The organism is Micromonospora eburnea, assembly GCF_900090225.1.
Lineage (GTDB): Bacteria > Actinomycetota > Actinomycetes > Mycobacteriales > Micromonosporaceae > Micromonospora > Micromonospora eburnea.
This window is the reverse complement of sequence record NZ_FMHY01000002.1, coordinates 4,700,136-4,723,024: the sequence shown is the minus strand read 5'-3', so window position 1 is coordinate 4,723,024 and position 22,889 is coordinate 4,700,136. Positions and strand designations below refer to the sequence as shown.

General features: G+C 68.1%; 4 protein-coding genes. 1 reads left to right on the top strand and 3 read right to left on the bottom strand.

The annotated features are described in order from the left end of the window. Positions 1-116: 116 nt before the first annotated feature. Complete coding sequence (locus tag GA0070604_RS20565) at positions 117-1,352, bottom strand: cytochrome P450 family protein (RefSeq protein ID WP_167363535.1); 1,236 nt, start codon at positions 1,350-1,352, stop codon at positions 117-119. 488 nt (positions 1,353-1,840) lie between these two features. On the opposite strand from GA0070604_RS20565, the gene GA0070604_RS20560 reads away from it, so the two are divergent. Further along, entirely contained in the window at positions 1,841-2,602 is a 762-nt protein-coding gene (locus GA0070604_RS20560; RefSeq protein WP_091120861.1) for an O-methyltransferase, read from the top strand. 693 nt (positions 2,603-3,295) lie between these two features. Here GA0070604_RS20560 and GA0070604_RS33715 read toward each other — a convergent pair. Next, entirely contained in the window at positions 3,296-20,710 is a 17,415-nt protein-coding gene (locus tag GA0070604_RS33715) for a type I polyketide synthase (protein ID WP_244162029.1), read from the bottom strand. Between the two features lie 1,060 nt (positions 20,711-21,770). Beyond that, positions 21,771-22,583, bottom strand: coding sequence for an LLM class F420-dependent oxidoreductase (locus GA0070604_RS20495; RefSeq protein WP_244162028.1), 813 nt, complete (start codon positions 22,581-22,583; stop codon positions 21,771-21,773). Positions 22,584-22,889: the final 306 nt, after the last annotated feature.

Here is a 22,889-nt window from a genome sequence, read left to right as displayed (position 1 = left end):
GCGCTCATGCTCGTCGCGCCACTGTCGACACGCCGGCTCGCTTGCGCTCCCACCGGAGGGTCCGCCACGGATCGGACCGCAGCCTCTCGTCGTCCCGCTCGAACCGGAACCCCGGTTCAGGCCTTCGCGATGGGCAGCGTCTGAATGCCGTTCCCCATGATCGACGGAATCGCCTCCAGGTCGTCCAGGTCCACGGCGGCACGCAGTCGTGGGAAGCGGGAGAACAGGGCCGGGATCGCGATCTCGGCCTGCAGCCTGGCCAGCCGCGCCCCGATGCAGAAGTGCACGCCGTAGCCGAAGGTCAGGTGCGGCGACGGCTGACGACTGATCTTGAATTCACCGGCGTCGGGGCCGTAGGCGTCGCTGTCCCGGCCGACCACGGCCCAGGAGAGCACGATCGCGTCGCCCTTGCGGATGGTGACCTGCTCGTCGAGCACGATGTCCTCAACGGCGAAGCGGAGCGGCAGGTATCCGACTGGAGCGTCCCAGCGCAGGGTCTCCTCGATCGCCGCGCTCCATGACAGCTGGCCGGACTGCACCAGATCACGCTGTTCCGGGTGAGTTAGCAGAGAGCGCACGGTATTCGTGATGAGCCGCGCCACTGAGGTGCCGGCACCGAGAAACGCCACCAGGACGCCGAGGATCTCGGTGTCGGTGAGCACCTCGCCCTCCGGGGTCGCCGCAGTGAGCAAGGCGCCGATCACGTCGTCACCCGGATTGCGGTCGGCGTCGGCCCGGCGCCCGGCCAGGAACGACACCAGCATCTCGTAGAGCGCCCGCCCGTTCTTCTGCCTCACCTCGGGCTCGAACTCGTTCGCGCTCCCCAGCGACAGCCGGAGCATCTCAGCGCGCCGTCCGACCGGGAAGTCGAACAGGTCGCAGTTGATCGCGACCGGCAGCGGCCAGGCGAACTGCGAGATCAGGTCCACGCTGTCGGCCTCTTCGAGCGTGGACTCCATCTGGTCGAGGTACTCGCTGACTCGCCGTTCCACGACGGGTCGGAGCTCCGCGACACGGCGGGGTGTCAGAGCCCTGGTCGCCAAGCCGCGCAACCGTCGGTGGGCGGCGCCGTCCGTCGACGACATCGACGGCGGCAGGACGAACTCGGCAAGCGGCCAGTCCGCCGGCAACCCACCGTCGGCCAGGATTTGCCAATGCTTCGGATTGGCCGCGATCCGCGGATCGCCGAGCAGATTCCGCAGCAGGTGGTAGCGCGTCACCGACCAGGCGGGAACGCCACCTGGCAACTCCACCAGAACGGCTGGACCTTGCTCCCGCAGTTGGGCGCTCTGCCTGTGCAGGCCCCGGCTGGACGGATCCAGTCGGACCGGGACCGGGTGCGATGTGGCCACGGCTCTTCCTTCACTTCGTGGACGGTTGTTCCCGACACCGACCACGGCGAGGTCGGGTTGCTGCCGGCGTTCCATCGTGATCGGGTTTGACGCCTGTATATGTGGTTTCCCTGCATCACTGCGGCCAGTACGTCGTCTCCAGGTATCTTTCAATCCTGTGCTAAAGAGGTGCTAACGCTATGGGAAGGCTGATGAAGCCGCAGGTTAGGCTCACTTTAGGGGTCTCGAAGATGCTTCCCGAACAGCGTTGTTGTCAGATACCGGCCATCAACTGAGTGAGGATTCCGCGTCGACGGCAATCAGGTTCCCCAATGCCGTTTCCGTGGGTTGGCCGAATCGTGGCCGGGGCGGCGCGTGTGCGGGGCACAGCCTGACGGCCCATGCACAGCCTCCCCGTCGCCTGTTCATCCACGAGGGCTGCGCCGGCGGGAGAGCGACCGAACCGGTGCGGCGCCCCAACGCCGGCCGGCCCGAACGAAGGAGAAGAAATGGTCAGACCGGACGCCATCAGCGATCCGCGGGTACGTAGTGTGCTGGACCGCATGAATGCTGAGAACATTGCCTCGTTCGAAAAGGTGAACAGCCGGGCGATGGCGGCGGACACCTGGAGCAGCGACCCGTTCGACTTCGCAGAATGCCCACTGTCGATCAGTACCGAACTCGGTGAACTCCTCTACCTGCTGACCCGCGCCACTCGGGCCACCCGAGCCGTCGACTTCGCCACCTCCGTCGGGACGTCGTTGATCTACCTCGCCGCCGCGATCCGGGACAACGGGGGCGGCATCGTGATCGGCTCCGAGTTGGTGCCGGCCAAGGTCGAGATCGCCCGGAAGAACGTCGCCGAGGCAGGACTGTCCCCGTTCGTCGAGATTCGGACTGGTGACGCCCGCAGCACGCTCGCCGACGTCGGAGGCCCGGTGGACATCGCGGTGATCGACGGCTTCCAGGCGAGCGACCAGGGCTGGAGCCCGGCGGGAGGCTCCTCGTTGGCGCTGGAGGTGCTCCGGTTGCTCACCCCGCAGCTGCGTCCCGGTGCAATGCTGATCAACGACAACGCCGAGCCCGACTACCTGGAGCATGTCAGGACGCCGGCGAACGGCTTCCACTCCACGTGGATCCCCCTGATGCCACAGCTGTCAGAGGCGGACCGGCGCAAGGTCGGCGCCCTGATGCAGGCATTGCCCGCCGACTCACCGCTTCGTGCGCTGATGCCCACGGTCCCCGGGGCGGAGCTGTCTGTCCGGGACTGACCCCCGCTGAGACCCGGGGGACGGGGCGGGCGTGACCGGCCAGTTGTCCGTCCCGGACAGGACTCCCACCCCGCCACTAGAGATACGCCAGGGGCACGGCGGCACGCTGGAGCTGCGGCCGGCAGTCCCCCATGCGGTCCCAGCACCCACCCGGCGCCGGCGCTCGACTCGGACGACCTCGGCACCGAGGTCGTCGACGCGCGTAGCAGATCCGGGGTCCATCATCGTGTACACCGAGACCAGTCGGACCAGGCCCGGCTGGTCTCGGTGCGCTGGGCGCTGGTCTGTCGGCGGGCCAGGCGCTCGCTTGTCGGTGGTTGCGGCTCCCACCGTCTGGCGGCGGGTTCGTGCGTCGGCACGGGATCCTCGTCGCTCATCTCCGTGATCGTCACCAGCCGCGGGATCAGCCACTGATGGTCGCAGTACGCCCCGTGGGCCGCGCCGTCGGCGTGCACCTGGAGCCGCCGATGCCAAAGGTCGACCCGTCTGCGGCGAGCCGACGGGACTCACGCCGGCCCGTCCGTTCGGGCGCTCGCCGGTACGTATCGATGAGGACCTGCTGCCCGGACGTGACGCGCATGCTCGGACACCGCCTGTCGGGCGCTGACACCGGCGCTGGGAATGGCGACGGTCAGGGGCGGCCGACTCCCTACCAGCACCGCGCACGATCATGGTCACGGCACCTGTTGCCGTCTACTGGCCGAGCGCGAGGCGCACCAGGTCGTCCACGTCTCCCTCCTCGATGGTGCTGCGTCGTTCGTCCGACTCGGTGACCGCGAACGGCACCGCGTTCCTGGCCAGTCGCATCAGGGTCTCCAACAATCCGGCGTCGCGAATCCGGTCGAGGGGAATCGACGCGATCGCCTCCCGGATCTCGGCGTCCTCGTCCGGCAGCGGGGTCGCCCCGTCCGGCGCGAGCGCCTCGTGCAGGTACCGGGCCAGGGCGGCAGGGGTGGGATGATCGAATGCCAGCGTCGGCGGCATGCGCAGATCGGTGACGGCACTGAGCCGGTTGCGCAGTTCGACGGCCGAGAGCGAGTCGAACCCCATGTCCAGCAGTCCACGTTCCGGCTCGATGGAGGCGGCCGAGGCGTGTCCGAGCACCGCGCTGATCTCATGGCGTACGAAATCCAACAGGACGTCGCGCTGGTCGTTCCCAGACAGCCCGGACAGGCGCTGCATGAGCGCGACCTGCCCTCGCCGGGCACCGGTGGCCGGGTGGGTGGGACCGCCGACGAGGTCCTGCAGGATCGGGGGCAGAGTCCCGCGGTCCGCCAGCCCGTACAACGCGGCCCGATCCAGGCGAGCCGTGACGAGCTGGGCCTCGTCGGGCATGCCCAGCGCGGTATCGAGGATGGCGAGTCCCTGGTCCGCTGGCAGCGCGAGGATGCCGTTGCGCTGGATCCGGATACGACTCGTGCGGTCGAGTGATCCCGCCATGCCGTCCGGCCCGTCCCAGGGACCCCAGTCCAGCGACGTGGCGGGCAGTCCCAGCGAACGCCGGTGATGCGCGAGAGCGTCGAGGAACGTGTTGGCGGCGGCGTAGTTGGCCTGCCCCGGATTGCCCAGCGTGCCGGCGAGCGAGGAGAACAGAACAAAGGCCGAGAGGTCGAGCCCGGCGGTCAGCTCGTGCAGGTGCCAGGCTCCGTCGACCTTGGCACGGAGTACGGCGTCCAGGGACTCCGCGGTGAGAGACGCGATGGTGGCGTCGTCCACCGCTCCAGCAGTGTGTATCACCGCCGTGAGTGGGTGCTCGGGGGGAACTGACGTGAGGAGCTCGTACACCGCGTCGCGATCCGCGGCGTCACAGGCGGCGACCCGTACCTTCGCCGCGCCCAGTTCGGTGAGCTCGGCGACCAGCGCGGCGGCGGTCGGCGCCGCCGCGCCCTGCCGACTGGCGAGCAGCAGATGACGGGCTCCGTACGAGGTCACCAGATGACGTGCCGTGAGCGCACCGAGCGCACCCGTTCCGCCCACCACCAGCACCGTTCCCTCCGGATCGAGCGTGAACCCGGCGGAGTCGACCCCGTCAGCGTCGGCCCGGGCCAGTCGGCACACCTGCGGGACGCCAACGCGTACCGCCATCTCCGGTTCATCGCATCCGAGAGCGGTGGGCAGCGCCTTGATGGAAGCCGGATCGTTGTCGAGGTCGACGAGGGCGAATCTGCCGGGGTTCTCACTCCGGGCGGAGCGGATGAGCCCCCACAACGCCGAGTGGGTGAGGTTACGTACCTCTTCCGTCGGGTCCACGCCCATCGCGTGCCGAGTGACGACGACCAACCGAGACTCCGCGAGTCGTTTCTCGCCGAGCCATTCCTGTACGAGCGTCAGCACACGGTGGGTGGCGGCACGGGCACCTACGGGGACGCTCGAGCCAGCGTGACCGCCGCAGGGAGCGAGCACCGTACGAGGTACGGGCAGGCCGCTGTCGATGGCCTCGACAAGCGCGGCCAGGCTCGGGTAGGCGTTCACCGGGGTGTGGGACATCAACGCCGGAGCCAACTCCAGGTCGCTTCCCACGATGGCGATCGGCTCGGACGCCGGCGCCGCGGGTACTGCCAGTCGCTTCCAGCGGGGGCGGAAGAGCGAATCACTTCGCCGCGCAGCGGCACGGGCGAGCTGCTGAGAGTCGACCGGTCGGACAGAGAGCGACTGGATCGTGGCGACCGGCGTGCCCCGGTCGTCCATGAGGGTGATGGCCAGCGTATCGGCACCGGTGGGCGACAGCTTCACGCGGACCGTGTTGCCGGGATCGGAATGGAGGGTGACGCCGGTCCAGGAGAAGGGGAGTTGGATGGTGGTGTGGTCGGGGTGGTGGAGGGTGAGAGCGTGTAGCGCGGCGTCGAGGAGTGCGGGGTGGATGGTGTGGTGGTGTGGGTGGGGGGTGGCAGGGAGGTGGACCTCGGCGTAGAGGTCGTTGTGGTGTTTCCAGGCGTGGCGTAGGCCTTGGAAGGTAGGGCCGTAGCGCAGGCCCCGCTGGTCGAGGTGGTGGTAGAGGTTGGTGGTGTCCAGCCTGCTGGCATGGGTGGGTGGCCAGACGATGGCGGGGACGGCGGGAACGCCGGCGGTGCCGGTGGTGACCTCGGCGGTGACGTGGTCACTCCAGGGACCCGCCGTGGTGGTGTGCGCGCGGGAGCGGATGGTGCAGGCCCGATGGCCGGTGGCGTCCACCGGACCGATAACGAGTTGAATGTCGGTGGCGGTGTCACCGGACAGGGCAAGCGGCGTGTGGATGACCAGATCGGTGATGGTGTGATGACCGGTGTGGTGAGCGGCGTGCAACACCATGTCGACGAACGCGGTCGCGGGAAGCAGGCAGTGGTCCCCGATGGTGTGCTCGGCCAGCCACGACGGGGCGCTGGGGTGCAGCGTGCCGGTGAACACGTGAGTGTCGTCAGGAAGTTCCAGCACGGCCGGTAGGAGCGGATGACCGGTCGGGGCAGCGTGAACAGGCACGACAGGGTCAGCGGCCAGCCAGTACCGATTCCGGGTGAACGGATAGGTGGGTAGGGGTACCGGTTGTGGTGGTGGTGTCAGGTGGTGGTGCCAGGTGATGTGGTGACCCCGGGTGTGGGCGGTGGTGAGCGTGGTCAGGAGGGTGCGGGTTTCGTCGTGGTGGGGGTGCAGAACGTTGAGGTAGACGACATCCCCACCCCGTCCGCTGTGGGTGAGGGTGTGTTCGGTGAGGTGGGTGAGGGTGGGAGCGGGACCGAGTTCGAGGTAGGTGGTGACGTGGTGCTGGTCCAGGGTGGTGATGCCCTGGTGGAACCGGACGGGTTGCCGGATGTGGTCGGTCCAGTACTCGGCGGTGGTGATGTGCTCGGGGTCGGCGACGTCACCGGTGAGGTTGGAGATGATCGGGGTGTGGGGCCGCTGGTAGGTGACACGGCTGGCGATGTGGTGGAACTCGGTCAGGATCGTCTCGGTGTGCGGGGAGTGGAACGCGTGTCGGGTGTGTAACACCCTGCCCGCATGGCCCAGGGCGTGTAGCCGGTCAGCCACGGTGTGGGTGGCTTGCGGGTCACCGGAGATCACGGTGCTGGTAGGGGTGTTGTAGGCGGCGATACCGACCCGCGGGTTCAGATACTCCTCAACCTGGGCGGGGGTGGCCTGGACACTGACCATGACCCCGGCCGGCAACGTGGCCATCAACCGGGCCCGAGCCGTCACCACAGCGGCGGCGTCGGCCAGTGACATCACCCCGGCCAGATGAGCGGCGCTCACCTCACCGACCGAGTGACCGATGAAATAGTCCGCGCGGAGTCCGTGATGTTCCACCAGCCGGTACAAGGCCACCTGGAGCGCGAACAACGCCGGCTGCGTGTAGGTGGTGTCATCCAACAGCCCCGCGTCAGGACCATCCGCGGCGGCGAACAACACCGACCGTAACGGCCGGTCGAGGTGAGCATCCAGATGGGTGCACACCTCGTCCAACACGGCGGTGAACACCGGCTCCCGACCGTAAAGCCCCCGCCCGGCCCCTACCCGCTGGGAACCCTGACCCGTGAGAAGAACAGCGATCTTCCCCCCGGCCTCGGCATCCCCACACACCACCCGAGCAGACACCATCGGCCCGGCCGCCCACTCCCGCAACACCGCCTCACCATCACCGGCACCGTCCACCACGACACCGGCACGGAAACGATGCTGACTCCGCGTCGTGACCAACGCGGCCGCGATGTCAGCGGCCTGGTACCCGGGATGCGCGGCCACATGATCCGCCAACCGCAACGCCTGCGCCCGCAACGCCTCCACCGACCTCGCCGAAATCAACCACGGCACCGGTCCACTACCAGCGCCACCATCGCCGGCGCCGACGTTGCTGGTGTTGGTGCTGGTGTCACCGCCGTCGGTGGTGTTGGTGCGGGTGTCACCGCCGTCGGTGGTGTCGGTGTCATCGCCGTCGTCGGTGGTGAGAGGTCCGGTGGCGGTGGGGGGTTCGGTGGTGGTGGGTTTGGGGGTGTTTGTGCTTACGGTGGGGGGTGCTTCGAGGATGAGGTGGGCGTTGGTGCCGCTGATGCCGAATGATGACACCGCTGCCCGGCGGGGACGGCCGGTGTCCGGCCATGGCACCGTCTCGGTGAGTAGCGCGACCCGGCCGGTGTCCCAGTCCACGTGTGGGGTCGGGGCGTCCACGTGCAGCGTGGCCGGCAGCAGGCCGTGCTGGATGGCCTGCACCATTTTGATCACACCGGCGACACCCGCCGCGGCCTGGGTGTGGCCGATGTTCGACTTGACTGATCCCAACCACAACGGATGACCAGTCTCACGGCCCTGCCCGTAGGTGGCCAGCAACGCCTGCGCCTCGATCGGGTCACCCAACGTCGTGCCGGTCCCGTGTGCCTCCACCACATCCACGTCTGTGGCGTCCACACCCGCGTTCGCTAACGCCTGCCGGATCACCCGCTGCTGCGCCGGACCGTTCGGCGCGGTCAGCCCGTTCGACGCCCCGTCCTGGTTCACCGCGCTACCCCGGATCACCGCCAACACCGGATGCCCGTTCCGGCGTGCGTCTGACAGGCGTTCCAGCAGGATGATGCCGGCGCCCTCACCGAAGCCCGTGCCGTCGGCCGCGGCAGCGAACGGCTTGCACCGGCCGTCGGGTGACAGGCCGCGTTGGCGGCTGAACTCGATGAACAACTGGGGTGTGGCCATGACCGTGACGCCGCCGGCCAACGCCAGGTCGCACTCGCCTGATCGCAGGGCCTGGCCGGCCAGGTGCAGTGCCACCAGTGATGAGGAACAGGCGGTGTCGACGGTGATGGCGGGGCCTTCCAGGCCCAGGGTGTAGGAGATCCGGCCGGACGCGACGCTGCTGGAGCTGCCGTTACCGATGTAGCCTTCGAAACCGGAGGGGGCCGGTTGCAGTCGGGTGCCGTAGTCGTTGTACATCACTCCGGTGAACACACCGGTACGGGTGCCCCGCAACGTCTCCGGCGGGATCGCGGCACGCTCCAACGTCTCCCACACCGTTTCCAGCAGCAACCGCTGCTGCGGGTCGATCGCGAGCGCCTCACGAGGGCTGATGCCGAAGAACTCCGCGTCGAACTCGTCGGCGTCGTAGAGGAAACCACCCTCCCGGACGTAACTCTTACCCACCCGTTCGGGATCCGGGTCGTAGAGCCCCGCCAGGTCCCACCCACGACCCGTCGGGAACCCCCCGATCACATCCACACCATCGATGACCAGCCGCCACAACTCCCGGGGGGAGTACACCCCACCCGGATAGCGGCAGCCCATCGCCACGATCGCGATCGGCTCACCACCGTCGACCGTCGTCGGTGACGCGACGGTGGTCGTGGGGACCGAAGCGGTCAGCTGGTGCAGGATCTGCTCGGCCAACGCCGAGGGAGTCGGGTGGTCGAAGACGGTGGTGGAGGGCAATCGCAGGCCGGTGGCGGCGTTGAGTCGGTTACGCAACTCGACCGCGGTCAGCGAGTCGAACCCCAGTTCCTGGAACGGCTGGCCCACATCGACCGCTCCCACCTGGTCGTGACCCAGCACCTCAGCGGTGTGCGACCGCACCACCTGCAGCACCACCGACCGCTGTTCCGATGTGCTGAGGCCGGCCAGTTGGGTAGCGAGCCGGGTGGTGTTCTCACCACCGGGTGGTGTGTGGCGGGGGGACACGGGCCGGTGGGCCAGCGAGTCCAGGATCGGGGAACGGTCGGGGTGGCGCCGTAGTGCTGGTAGGTCCCAGCGGGCGGCGACTACCTGCGCCCGGTCCTGACCGACGGCGGTGTCCAACAGGTGTAGTCCCTGTTCGGTGCTCAACGCCCGGATCCCGCTACGTGTCAACCGGTCACGGTCGGTGTCGGACAGCCCGCCGGTCAGCCCGGTACCGGTCTCCCACAATCCCCACGCCACACTCGTCGCGGGTAGCCCGACAGCCCGCCGGTGCTGCGCCAACGCGTCCAGGAACGTGTTCGCCGCCGCGTAGTTACCCTGCCCCGGGTTACCCAGCACCCCGGCCACCGAGGAGAACAACACGAACGCCGACAACGGCATGTCAGCGGTCAACTCGTGGAGATGCCACGCCCCGTCGACCTTCGGTCGTAGCACCGCCGACATCCGCTCCGTGTTCAGTGACTGCACCACACCGTCATCCACCACACCCGCGGCGTGGATCACCGCTGTCAACGGATGCCGCTGATCCACCTGCGCCAACACCCGCGCCAACCCGGCCCGGTCACCACTGTCACACTCCCGTACCCACACCCGCGCGCCCGCCGCTTCCAACCCCGCGCGTAGCTCCCCCGCACCCGCGGCGGCCATACCCCGACGACTCACCAACACCAACCGCCGGACCCCGTACCGGCGCACCAGGTGCCACGCCGTCAACGCCCCCAAACCACCCGTACCACCAGTGATCAACACCGTCCCCGACGGGTCCAACCCCCCGAACCCACCGCCGCTGGCGGGCACCGGTTGTGCGGGCAACCGCGACAACCGTGGCCTCAACACCACCCCACCACGCACCGCGACCTGCGACTCACCACCCGCCAACACCCCCGACAACACCCGCCAACCCACCACCCCACCATCACCATCGACCAACACGAACCGCCCCGGATGCTCCCGCTGAGCCACCCGCACCAAACCCCACAAACACGCCGCCGCGAGGTCGTCCACTGCCTCGTGCGGGACCGTGGCGACCGCCTGACGGGTCACCACCACCAGCCGGGCGTCAAGGTCACGAGCCAGCCAGTCCCGCAGCACCCGCACCAACGCGGCACTCACCTGATGCGCCCGCCGCACCACGTCCGCGTCTCTATCAGCCGTCTCGGGATCCACCACGTACAACACGGTGTCCGGAGCATCCACCGCCTCAGCCAACGCGGTCACGTCCGGATACACCGGCACCCCGTCCCACCCCGACCCCGACCCACCCGAACCCAGCAACGCCCACCCCACCGGCACCGCGACCTCGTCCGGGACCACCACACCCAACCGCTCCCACACGACCTCGTACGGCTGCCCGGCCTGGGCCTGCGTCGCTACGTCGAGCACGTCGGTGCTGCGTACCGCGCGAGTAGTGAGAGAACCGACCGTGGCGACGACGGCACCGTGACCGTCCGCGAGCACGAGCGAGAGGGAATCGTCAGAGGTGCGCGTGAGGCGGACCCGCAAGAAGTCGGCTCCGGAGACCGCCGTCCGGACACGGCTCCACGAGAACGGCAGTCGGACGGTGTCGGTACCGTCCCTCAGCGCTGCCGAGGGCAGTGCCGCAGCGTGCAGTGCTGCGTCGAGTAGGGCGGGATGGATGTGGAAGGTGTTTTCTGCTCGTTCCGTACCCTCTGGCAGACGTACCTCGGCGTAGGTCAGGCCATCGACGGTCCACACCTCGGTCAGGCCTCGGAACAGCAGCCCGTAGTCGTAGCCGAGCTCACCCAGCCGTTCATAGACTGCATTCACATCGCCTGCCGAGACTCCGGGAGGGGGCCATTCCTCGAGGTCATGCGAAGCCTCGACGTGGTCGTCAGCCATAGCGAGGCTTCCCGTCGCATGGGTGACCCAACCGGAATCGTCTGCCTCCCGGGCCGCCCCGCTCAATCGGGAACGGATCGAGATTCCGCGGACCAAACCATCGGTACGGTCGGTCGGAGCGGCGTCCACCGTGACCTGCAGTTGGACCTGCCCGTGCTCGGGGACCACGAGCGGCTTGTCCAGGGTGAGCTCGTGCACCTCGGCCCAGTCGAGTTCGATGCCGGCGTGCAGGGCGAGTTCGAGGAAGGCGGTGCCGGGTAGCAGGACGGTGCCGGTGATGGCGTGGTCGGCGAGCCATGGATGGGTGGCTGTGGAGATGGTGCCGGTGAACACCCGCCCACCGTCGGGCAACTCCAAACTCGCGGCCAGCAGGGGATGAGGGGTGGCGACCAGACCAAAGGCATCCGGATCGTTGCGGCTGTCCTGCTGGATGGCCCAGTAGCGCTGGTGTTGGAAGGGGTAAGTGGGCAGGTCTGGTAGGTGTGTGGGGGTTGGGGTGTCGGGCAGGTTCAGGGGTGCGCCGTGGGTCCAGGCTTGTATCGCGGAGGTGAGGAATCGGTGGTAGCTGCCGTCGTTGCGGTACAGACTCGCGATCGCTGTGGCGGGGGTGGGGGTGGGGTGGGCGTCGATGGTGTCCTGGATGGCGGTGGTCAGCACGGGGTGGGCGCTGGCCTCGATGAACAGGGTGTAGCCGTCGCCCAGTAGTGCCTGCACGGTGTCCTGTAGGCGTACCGGCTCGCGGAGGTTGCGGTACCAGTACTGGCTGTCCAGACCGGTGGTGTCGTAGGGGGCGGCGGTCACGGTCGAGTAGAACGCGACGCTGGTGGCCGCCGGCCGGATGTTCGCCATGCTGGTGAGCTGGTCGCGGAGCACTTCGACCTGCACGGAGTGGGACGCGTAGTCGACCGGGACCAGCCTCGCGCGTACCGACGTGTCGGTGTAGAAGGTGATCAGCGTTTCCACGTCGGCGGGTGGACCGGACACGGTGGTGGACAACGGGCCGTTGACCGCGGCGATCTGTACCCCACCGGCCCGAGTGCCCAACGCGTCGATGTCGGCCCGGACCCGTTCGGCCGGCGCCGCGACGTGCGCCATCGCACCGGTACCCGCGACCACCCGCAACGCCTGGCTACGCCCGACCACCAGCCGTAACGCCTCCGCCAGGTCCAACGCGCCAGCGACGTACGCGGCGGCGATCTCGCCTTGTGAATGCCCGACCACCGCGTCCACGACCACACCCGTGTGTTGCCACAATCGGGCCACAGCCGTCATCACCACGAACAACACCGGCTGGATCACGTCCACCCGCTGCCACACCGGATCATCAGCCCCGGCCCGCAACACCTCCCACAACGACCAGTCCACACACTCCCGCAACACCTGCGCGCACTCCCGCACATGCGCCGCGAACACCGCGCTGGACTCCACCAACTCCAACGCCATCCCCGGCCACTGCGACCCCTGCCCCGGGAACACCAACACCGTCCCGCCCACACCCACCCGACCAGACACCACCCCCACACCCGGCTGCCCCACCCCGAACGCCCGCAACACCGCCTCACCATCACCGGCGTCGTTCACCACGACACCGGCACGGTGAGCGAACACCGCCCGCCGACCCAACACCCCCGCGACAGCCGCCGCATCCACATCCGTACGACCAGCCACGAAATCCGCCAACCGCAACGCCTGCGCCCGCAACGCCTCCACCGACCTCGCCGAAAACAACCACGGCACCAGCCCACTACCAGCGCCACCATCGCCGGCGCTGGTGCTGGTGCGGGTGTCACCGCCGTCGGTGGTGTCGGTGCTATCGCCGTTGTCGGTAGTTGGGGGCCCGGTGGGGGTGGGGGGTGCTTCGAGGATGAGGTGGGCGTTGGTGCCGCTGATCCCGAACGATGACACCGCCGCCCGGCGGGGACGACCGGTGTCCGGCCACGGCACCGTCTCGGTGAGTAGCGCGACCCGGCCGGTGTCCCAGTCCACGTGTGGGGTCGGGGCGTCCACGTGCAGCGTGGCCGGCAGCAGGCCGTGCTGGATGGCCTGCACCATTTTGATCACACCGGCGACACCCGCCGCGGCCTGGGTGTGGCCGATGTTCGACTTGACTGATCCCAACCACAACGGATGACCAGTCTCACGGCCCTGCCCGTAGGTGGCCAGCAACGCCTGCGCCTCGATCGGGTCACCTAATGTCGTGCCGGTCCCGTGTGCCTCCACCACATCCACGTCTGTGGCGTCCACACCCGCGTTCGCTAACGCCTGCCGGATCACCCGCTGCTGCGCCGGACCATTCGGCGCGGTCAGCCCGTTCGACGCCCCGTCCTGGTTCACCGCGCTACCCCGGATCACCGCCAACACCGGATGCCCATTACGACACGCATCCGACAGGCGTTCCAACACCAGCATCCCGACGCCCTCACCCCAACCGACACCGTCAGCCGCCGCCGCGAACGGCTTGCACCGACCATCCGGCGACAGACCCCGCTGCCGACTGAACTCCAGAAAGATCCCCGGACTCGCCATCACCGTCACACCACCGGCCAACGCCAGGTCACACTCACCCGACCGCAACGCCTGACCCGCCAGATGCAACGCCACCAACGACGACGAACACGCCGTGTCCACTGTCACCGCCGGACCCCGAAGCCCCAACGAAAACGACACCCGCCCCGACGCAACACTCACCGCATTACCCGTCAACAAATAGCCGCCGAGATCCTCGGGAGCGGTGCGGTGCGGTGACAGGTACTCGGACCCCGCTACGCCCGTGAAGACGCCGGCATCGGTGCCGCGCGTCTCGGTCGGGTCGATACCGGCCTTTTCCAGCGCCTCCCATGCGGTCTCCAGCAGCAGCCGCTGCTGCGGATCCATCGCCAGTGCCTCGCGAGGACTGATGCCGAAGAACTCGGCGTCAAACTGATCCGCGTCGTGATAGAAGGATCCGCGAGTCGTGTACGTGCGGCCAGGCGTCATCGGATCGGGGTCGTAGAGTGCGTCGAGGTCCCACCCGCGGCCGATCGGGCTTCCGGAAACGGTGTCGGTGCCCTTCAGCACCAGGTTCCACAGGTCCGCCGCGGAGCGTACATTGCCGGGAAAACGGCACGACATACCGATGATCGCGATCGGATCGTCGCTGACATCGACCGGCGATTCACTCTGAATGTCCACGGTGTCGTCGCCGCAGAGTTCACCGAGCAGATGGGTCGCGAGCGCGACCGGAGTGGGGTGGTCGAAGACGAGCGTCGGGGACAACCGCAGGCCGAGGCTGATGTTGAGCTGGTTGCGCAGTTCGACGGCGGTCAACGAGTCGAACCCGGCCTCCTTGAACGTACGTTCCGCGGGGAACTCCGTCGACTCGCCGTGTCCGAGGACCGCGGCGGCCGCCGAGCGGACCAGATCCACCAGGACCTGCTGGCGCTCGGACTGCGGCATGCCGGTGAGCCGCTGAGCCCATGTGCTGGTGAGTGAGGTCCTACCCGCGTCGCTCACCGACTTGATGGAACGTGGAGCGTTGTGCCGCAGCAACCTCCGCAGGATGGCGGGGAGACCGTCGGCATCGGCCCGGGCGCGTAGCGCCGACTCGTCGAAACGGGCCGGGACCAGTACGGCGGGCCCGTCGTCGTACGCGTCGAAGAGATCGAGGCCCTCTTGTTCGGAGAGCATCCGGATGCCGTGTCGTCGCATGCGAGTGTGGTCCGCGTCGCGCAGGCCGCTCGTCATGCCGGCCCGGTTCGCCCACGGTCCCCAGGCCAGCGAGGTGGCGGGCAGGCCACGGGCGTGCCGGTGCTGAGCGAGGGCGTCGAGGAAGGAGTTCGCAGCCCCGTAGTTGGCCTGACCGGGATTGCCCGTCGTGGCGGCCAACGACGAAAACAAGATGAATGCCGACAGCTCAACACCTGCGGTGAGCTGGTGAAGGTGCCATGCCGCATCAGCCTTCGGACGCATGACGGCGTCAATCCGTTCAGCCGTCATGTCCTCGACCAGGCCGTCGTCGACGACGCCTGCCGCGTGCACGACCGCGGTGAGAGGCCGATCCGGCGAAATGCTCGCGATCAGTTGGCTCAAGGCCGACCGGTCGCTGACGTCGCAGGCGGCCAGGTTGACGTCCGCTCCGAGGTTGGTGAGTTCGGTGATCAGTTGGGTGGCGTTGTGGGCGTGGGGGCCGTGGCGGCTGGTGAGTAGGAGGTGGCGTGCCTGGTGGTTGCTGACGAGGTGTTTGGCGAGGAGGCTGCCGAGCGCGCCGGTGGCGCCGGTGATCAGGACGGTGCCGTGTGGGTCCAGGGGTGGTGGGACGGTGAGGACGACTTTGCCGATGTGTTCGGCTTGACGGATGTGCCGGAACGCGTCACGGGCCGCGCGGATGTCGTAGGTGGTGACGGGTGGGGGGTGTAGATGCCCGTCGGTGAACAGGCGGATCAGGTCGGTGAGCATCTGCCGGGTGCGGGTGGGTCCGGCGTCGTGCAGGTCGAAGGGCTGGTAGTACACGCCGGGGTGGGTGGCGGCGATCCGGTCGGGTTCGCGGATGTCGGTCTTGCCCATCTCCAGGAACCGACCGCCGCGTGGTAGCAGCCGCAGCGACGCGTCGACGAACTCGTGGGTCAGGGCGTTGAGGACGACATCGACACCCGCACCGCCGGTGGCGTGGGTGATGGTGGTTTCGAAGTCCAGACTGCGGGAGTCACCGATATGGGCCGGGTCCAGGCCTTGCCGGCGTAGGGCCTGCCATTTCGGGTGGCTGGCCGTGCCGTACACCTCGGCGCCCAGGTGACGGGCGAGTTGGACCGCGGCGGTGCCGACTCCGCCGGCGGCGGCGTGGACGAGGATTTTCTCACCGGGCTGCAGGCGGGCGAGGTCGGTGAGGGCGTAGTAGGCGGTGAGGAACGTGATGGGTACGGCGGCGGCCTGCGGGTAGCTCCAGCCGCACGGGATACCGACGATCAACCGATGATCCGCGATCGCGGTGGTCGCCATGGCCTGGCTGAACAGTCCCATGACCCGGTCACCCACGGCCAGGCCGGACACGTCCGGGCCGACCTCGGTGACGACACCTGCCCCTTCACCACCGATACTGACCCGCCCCGGATACATACCCAAGGTCATCAACACATCACGGAAGTTCACCCCCGCCGCCCGCACAGCGACACGAACCTCCCCACTACGCAACGGACGCAACGCCTCCCGCGCCGCCACCAACTCCAACCGATCCAACGTGCCCGGCTCGCTCACATCGACCCGCCACGCCCCCTCACCCTCAGGCGGCGTCAGACGGTCGGCGGAGGTGCGTACCAGGCGGGGCAGGAATGCCTGTCCATCTCGCAGGGCGAGCTCGGGTTCGCCGGAAAAGGCGATCGCCAGGGCAGCCGGAATGGCTCGCAGGCTGCTGTCACGATCGTCCACGTCGATTGTCACAATTCGGCCAGGATGCTCGGACCGCACCGCCCGGATGAGGCCCCACACCGGGGCGCTTGTCAGGCCATGTCCGTCCGCACCACTGTTGACAGCACTGGCGCCGAAGGTGACGACACACAGCCGGGACGACGCGAAGTGATCTGTTGCCAGCCAGTCCTGGATTACCGTCAGCACATCGTGCGTCCTCGCATGGCTCGCCGCGATCACGTCGGTGCCGTCATCCGGTTCGCAGAAGAGCAGAACGGCAGCCGGGGCTGCGGCCTCGCCGGCTGCTCGCAACGCCGCCAGATCGGCATAGGAACGCACGTCGGAGCGCGACGACGAGAGTACGGCGACGGGACGGGACTTTTCGCTGCCCAGGACGGCGAGGGTGGGGGAGGACTCGTCGGCCGGTGTCGGCGTTGGGGTCCAGTCGACATGGAAAAGGGAGTCGTGCCGGCTGGAGCCCATGGCCGAGATCTTGTCCGGATCCACCGGCCGCAGGGCCAACGCGTCGGTGGTGAGGATGAGTTGGTCTTGTGGGTCGGTGATGGTGAGTTCGATGGTGTGGTTGTCGTGTACGCGCAGGTGCACGCGCAGCGTGGTGGCGTCGTGGGCGTGGAGGGTGACGCCGGTCCAGGAGAAGGGGAGTTGGATGGTGGTGTGGTCGGGGTGGTGGAGGGTGAGGGCGTGTAGCGCGGCGTCGAGGAGTGCGGGGTGGATGGTGTGGTGGTGTGGGTGGGGGGTGGCAGGGAGGTGGACCTCGGCGTAGAGGTCGTTGTGGTGTTTCCAGGCGTGGCGTAGGCCTTGGAAGGTAGGGCCGTAGCGCAGGCCTCGCTGGTCGAGGTGGTGGTAGAGGTTGGTGGTGTCCAGGCTGCTGGCATGGGTGGGTGGCCAGACGGTGGCGGGGACGGCGGGAACGCCGGCGGTGCCGGTGGTGACCTCGGCGGTGACGTGGTGGGTCCATGGACCGGCCGTGGTGGTGTGTGCGCGGGAGCGGATGGTGCAGGCCCGATGGCCGGTGGCGTCCACCGGACCGATAACGAGTTGAATGTCGGTGGCGGTGTCACCGGACAGGGCAAGCGGCGTGTGGATGACCAGATCGGTGATGGTGTGATGACCGGTGTGGTGAGCGGCGTGCAACACCATGTCGACGAACGCGGTCGCGGGAAGCAGGCAGTGGTCCCCGATGGTGTGCTCGGCCAGCCACGACGGGGCGCTGGGGTGCAGCGTGCCGGTGAACACGTGAGTGTCGTCAGGAAGTTCCAGCACGGCCGGTAGGAGCGGATGACCGGTCGGGGCAGCGTGAACAGGCGCGACAGGGTCAGCGGCCAGCCAGTACCGATTCCGGGTGAACGGATAGGTGGGTAGGGGTACCGGTTGTGGTGGTGGTGTCAGGTGGTGGTGCCAGGTGATGTGGTGACCCCGGGTGTGGGCGGTGGTGAGCGTGGTCAGGAGGGTGCGGGTTTCGTCGTGGTGGGGGTGCAGAACGTTGAGGTAGACGACATCCCCACCCCGTCCGCTGTGGGTGAGGGTGTGTTCGGTGAGGTGGGTGAGGGTGGGAGCGGGACCGAGTTCGAGGTAGGTGGTGACGTGGTGCTGGTCCAGGGTGGTGATGCCCTGGTGGAACCGGACGGGTTGCCGGATGTGGTCGGTCCAGTACTCGGCGGTGGTGATGTGCTCGGGGTCGGCGACGTCACCGGTGAGGTTGGAGATGATCGGGGTGTGGGGCCGCTGGTAGGTGACACGGCTGGCGATGTGGTGGAACTCGGTCAGGATCGTCTCGGTGTGCGGGGAGTGGAACGCGTGTCGGGTGTGTAACACCCTGCCCTCATGGCCCAGGGCGTGTAGCCGGTCAGCCACCGCACGGGTGGCTTGCGGGTCACCGGAGATCACGGTGCTGGTAGGGGTGTTGTAGGCGGCGATACCGACCCGCGGGTTCAGATACTCCTCAACCTGGGCGGGGGTGGCCTGGACACTGACCATGACCCCGGCCGGCAACGTGGCCATCAACCGGGCCCGAGCCGTCACCACAGCGGCGGCGTCGGCCAGTGACATCACCCCGGCCAGATGAGCGGCGCTCACCTCACCGACCGAGTGACCGATGAAATAGTCCGCGCGGAGTCCGTGATGTTCCACCAGCCGGTACAAGGCCACCTGGAGCGCGAACAACGCCGGCTGCGTGTAGGTGGTGTCATCCAACAGCCCCGCGTCAGGACCATCCGCGGCGGCGAACAACACCGACCGTAACGGCCGGTCGAGGTGAGCATCCAGATGGGTGCACACCTCGTCCAACACGGCGGTGAACACCGGCTCCCGACCGTAAAGCCCCCGCCCGGCCCCTACCCGCTGGGAACCCTGACCCGTGAGAAGAACAGCGATCTTCCCCCCAGCCTCGGCATCCCCACACACCACCCGACCAGAAACCACCCCCACACCCGGCTGTCCCACCGCGAACGCCCGCAACACCGCCTCACCATCACCAGCACCGTCCACCACGACACCGGCACGGAAACGATGCTGACTCCGCGTCGTGACCAACGCGGCCCCGATGTCAACCGCCCGGTACCCGGGATGCGCGGCCACATGATCCGCCAACCGCAACGCCTGCGCCCGCAACGCCTCCACCGACCTCGCCGAAAACAACCACGGCACCGGTCCACTACCAGCGCCACCATCGCCGGCGCCGACGTTGCTGGTGTTGGTGCTGGTGTCACCGCCGTCGGTGGTGTTGGTGCGGGTGTCACCGCCGTCGGTGGTGTCGGTGTCATCGCCGTCGTCGGTGGTGAGAGGTCCGGTGGCGGTGGGGGGTTCGGTGGTGGTGGGTTTGGGGGTGTTTGTGCTTACGGTGGGGGGTGCTTCGAGGATGAGGTGGGCGTTGGTGCCGCTGATGCCGAATGATGACACCGCTGCCCGGCGGGGACGGCCGGTGTCCGGCCATGGCACCGTCTCGGTGAGTAGCGCGACCCGGCCGGTGTCCCAGTCCACGTGTGGGGTCGGGGCGTCCACGTGCAGCGTGGCCGGCAGCAGGCCGTGCTGGATGGCCTGCACCATTTTGATCACACCGGCGACACCCGCCGCGGCCTGGGTGTGGCCGATGTTCGACTTCACCGATCCCAACCACAACGGATGACCGTCGTCGCGGCCCTGCCCGTAGGTGGCCAGCAACGCCTGCGCCTCGATCGGGTCACCTAATGTCGTGCCGGTCCCGTGTGCCTCCACCACATCCACGTCTGTGGCGTCCACGCCCGCGTTCGCTAACGCCTGCCGGATCACCCGCTGCTGCGCCGGACCGTTCGGCGCGGTCAGCCCGTTCGACGCCCCGTCCTGGTTCACCGCGCTACCCCGGATCACCGCCAACACCGGATGCCCATTACGACACGCATCCGACAGGCGCTCCAGCACCAGCATCCCGACGCCCTCACCCCAGGCGGTGCCGTCAGCCGCCGCCGCGAAGGGCTTGCACCGGCCGTCGGGTGACAGGCCTCGCTGCCGGCTGAACTCGACGAACACACCGGGATGAGACATGATCGTGGCACCGCCCGCGAGGGCGAGCGAGCATTCCTGCTTTCGCAGGGCCTGACCCGCCAGGTGCAACGCCACCAATGACGACGAACACGCGGTGTCCACCGTGATCGCCGGACCCTCCAAGCCCAGCGTGTAGGAAATCCGCCCGGACGCGACGCTCGTGAGTAGGCCGGTCAGCAGGTAGCCCTCGGCTTCGCTCGGCCCCCCGTCGCGGAGCGAGGCGTACTCTCCACCGGCGGCGCCGACGAAGACGCCGGTGTCGCTTCCCTCGAGGTCTGCCGGGACCAGCCGAGCGGTTTCCAGCGCCTCCCAGGTCGTCTCGAGGAGAACGCGTTGCTGAGGGTCCATCGCCCTCGCTTCGCGCGGGCTGATGCCGAAGAACTCGGCGTCGAACTTGTCGGCGTCGCGAAGGAAGTTTCCCCGGACCGTGTACGTCTTCCCCTGCGCTCCGGGATCGGGATCGTACAGATCGTCGACTCGCCAGCCCCGGTCATCCGGGAAGTCGGTGACCGTCTCCACACCGCCGACCGACAGTTCCCAGAGCTTGTCGGGCGAGTCGGCCCCGCCCGGGAAACGGCACGCCATTCCGATGATCGCGATCGGTTCGCGGCTTTTCGACTCCTGCTCATCAAGACGCTGGCGAGCCTGGTGCAGGTCGGCCGTTACCCGCTTGAGGTACGCGCGGAGCTTGTCCTCGTTCATGGTGTGCTCAACCTCGGGGCTCAGTGTCGATGTGCTGCCGCACGTCGGACGTATGACTCGGCGGGCCGTCCGCGCCGGCAGGCATGGCGTGCACGCTCGATGGCCAGACAGGCATGACGTCGATGACTGGCCGAATATCGGCATCTTCAACAGATGTCCTGAAGTCGCACTTGCCTGCAACTTGCGCGTCGGGACAGCCGGCCCGGCCGCGGGTGACCGGCCCGCCGCGATTGATCACCTGTCTGTCCAGGTCGCGCGCGTACGGGCGTCAGGTGACGTGTTGCCGGGCCGGTCATGAGCCGGCCAGCTGACGCGTACCCGAGAACTGCGCGGACCGATGTTCGCGACGTACGGTGCCGGCCAGGTCGGCGAGCAGACCACGGTGCGGCAGTTGTCACAGGAGACAGGGTGCCGACCCCCACGCGACAGCTGACTCGGCCCAGGAACCGAGCATCGTCCGGTGCGCGAAGCGATGATCCAACTGGTGTCACCAGCCTTGCTCCGGTGCGGGGACGACGGTGGAGGAGATGGCGCTGTGGACGGGCGATCCCGCCCACTGGCCGCCGTGCCTTCCGCCGCGGGCAGGCGAGGGCGAAGCCGGCCGGGGCGTAGTCGCTGCCTCTGTCGAGTGGACGAGCGCCCTTCGACGGGCCGTCTGAGGCGACGGCGGCCGTCCGCAGCGCGACGCCGCCCAGCCGGGGTCGTGGGGTGCCATCGCATAGCCGAGAGGGTGGCGGGAAGGCGGGCCGGTGGCGGCGGCCAGGCAGGGCTTGCCCTCGTCGATGCGGATCTTTGTCATGTTGCCGCACCGGGCGACATCCGCCGCCGACGCGGCGAACACCCGCTTGACCAGGCCCGAGCGCACCCACAACTGTGCCCTGGCGGGTCAGGTTCCGGACCCGTCGCCCGAGCGGTCAGGCCGATATCGGCCACCGGCTACCCGATCCGGGACCTGCCGACCGGCTCGCGCAGCTTGAGCCCGACCCTGTCCCCGCACGCATCGTCCTCCAGCGGCGGGGGACGGGTCCGGCTGGGGGTGATCAACCCGTTACCGTACGGGTCAAGCGTTCATCTTGTCGCGCCAGGCCAGGAACTCACGGAGTTCGGTGAGGTCGGGCTGTGGGCCGCCGGTGTAGATGATGAAGAGGCGGGCGCCGAGTTCGTACAGCTCGTCGCGGTCGGTGGTCTTCCCCGTGAGCGAGATCTCGATCTCGGTCGGGTCGCGGCCGATGGCGGCGCAGTGCTCACCCAGGACACTGAGCTTGTGCTTAAGCATGCTGGCGTCGGAGTAGCTGTGCCAGATGTCGGCGTGCCGGGCGACCATGCGTAGGGTCTTCTTCTCGCCGCTACCACCGACCAGGACCGGGATTTTCCGGGTCGGCGGTGGATTGAGTTTGCCCCAGCGGGATTCGATGCGAGGGAGCGCCTCGGCCAAATCATCGAGGCGGCTGCCGGCGGTGCCGAACTCGTAGCCGTACTCGGTGTAGTCGCGCTTGAACCAACCGGAACCCATGCCGAGGACCAGGCGCCCGCCGGAGATGTGGTCGACGGTGCGTGCCATGTCGGCGACCAGGTCGGGGTTGCGGTAGCTGTTGCAGCACACCAGAGTGCCGATCGAGACCCGTGAGGTGGATTCCGCCCAGGCGGCGAGCGTGGTCCAGCACTCGAAGTGCATGCCGTCGAGGTCACCGCTCACCGGGAAGAAGTGGTCCCAGGTGAATAGCACATCGAGGCCAAGATCTTCGGCCGCCGAGGCGGTGCGGCGGATGGTGGGGTAGTCCATGTGTTGCGGCTGCAACGTCAGCCCGATGCGAACCGGCCTATCAGTCATATGGATGAGCTTACATGTGGTGGCCGATTTTCGGCGGGCCATGACGGCGTCGGTCCACCCTTTGGTCGCAATTTAGTGGGCGACAATCATGGCCTTATCCAGTGGGCGCAAGCTCTTGGCGTAATGGCCGACGACAGAGGCGGGAGTCTGTCATACGGGTCGATGTTGACGAGAGTGTGTGCCGAGGGACTTCCGCCGTGAAACAGAACAGAATCGGCGTGTACTGCTCGGCAGAATGGTGAACGGCACGGCCGGACGTCGGCGGGAAACAGGCAGACCGCCGCTTGTCGGCGTACTGCGGGTGTGTATCTCCCAGCTCTGACGGAATTCTGGGGCTAGGACAGCGCG

What these genes read in the sequence shown, in the direction of transcription:
- GA0070604_RS33715 (WP_244162029.1), bottom strand. Translation starts at nt 20,710, where the DNA reads ATGAACGAGGACAAGCTCCGCGCGTACCTCAAGCGGGTAACGGCCGAC.
- GA0070604_RS20495 (WP_244162028.1), bottom strand. Translation starts at nt 22,583, where the DNA reads ATGGCCCGCCGAAAATCGGCCACCACATGTAAGCTCATCCATATGACT.
- GA0070604_RS20560 (WP_091120861.1), top strand. Translation starts at nt 1,841, where the DNA reads ATGGTCAGACCGGACGCCATCAGCGATCCGCGGGTACGTAGTGTGCTG.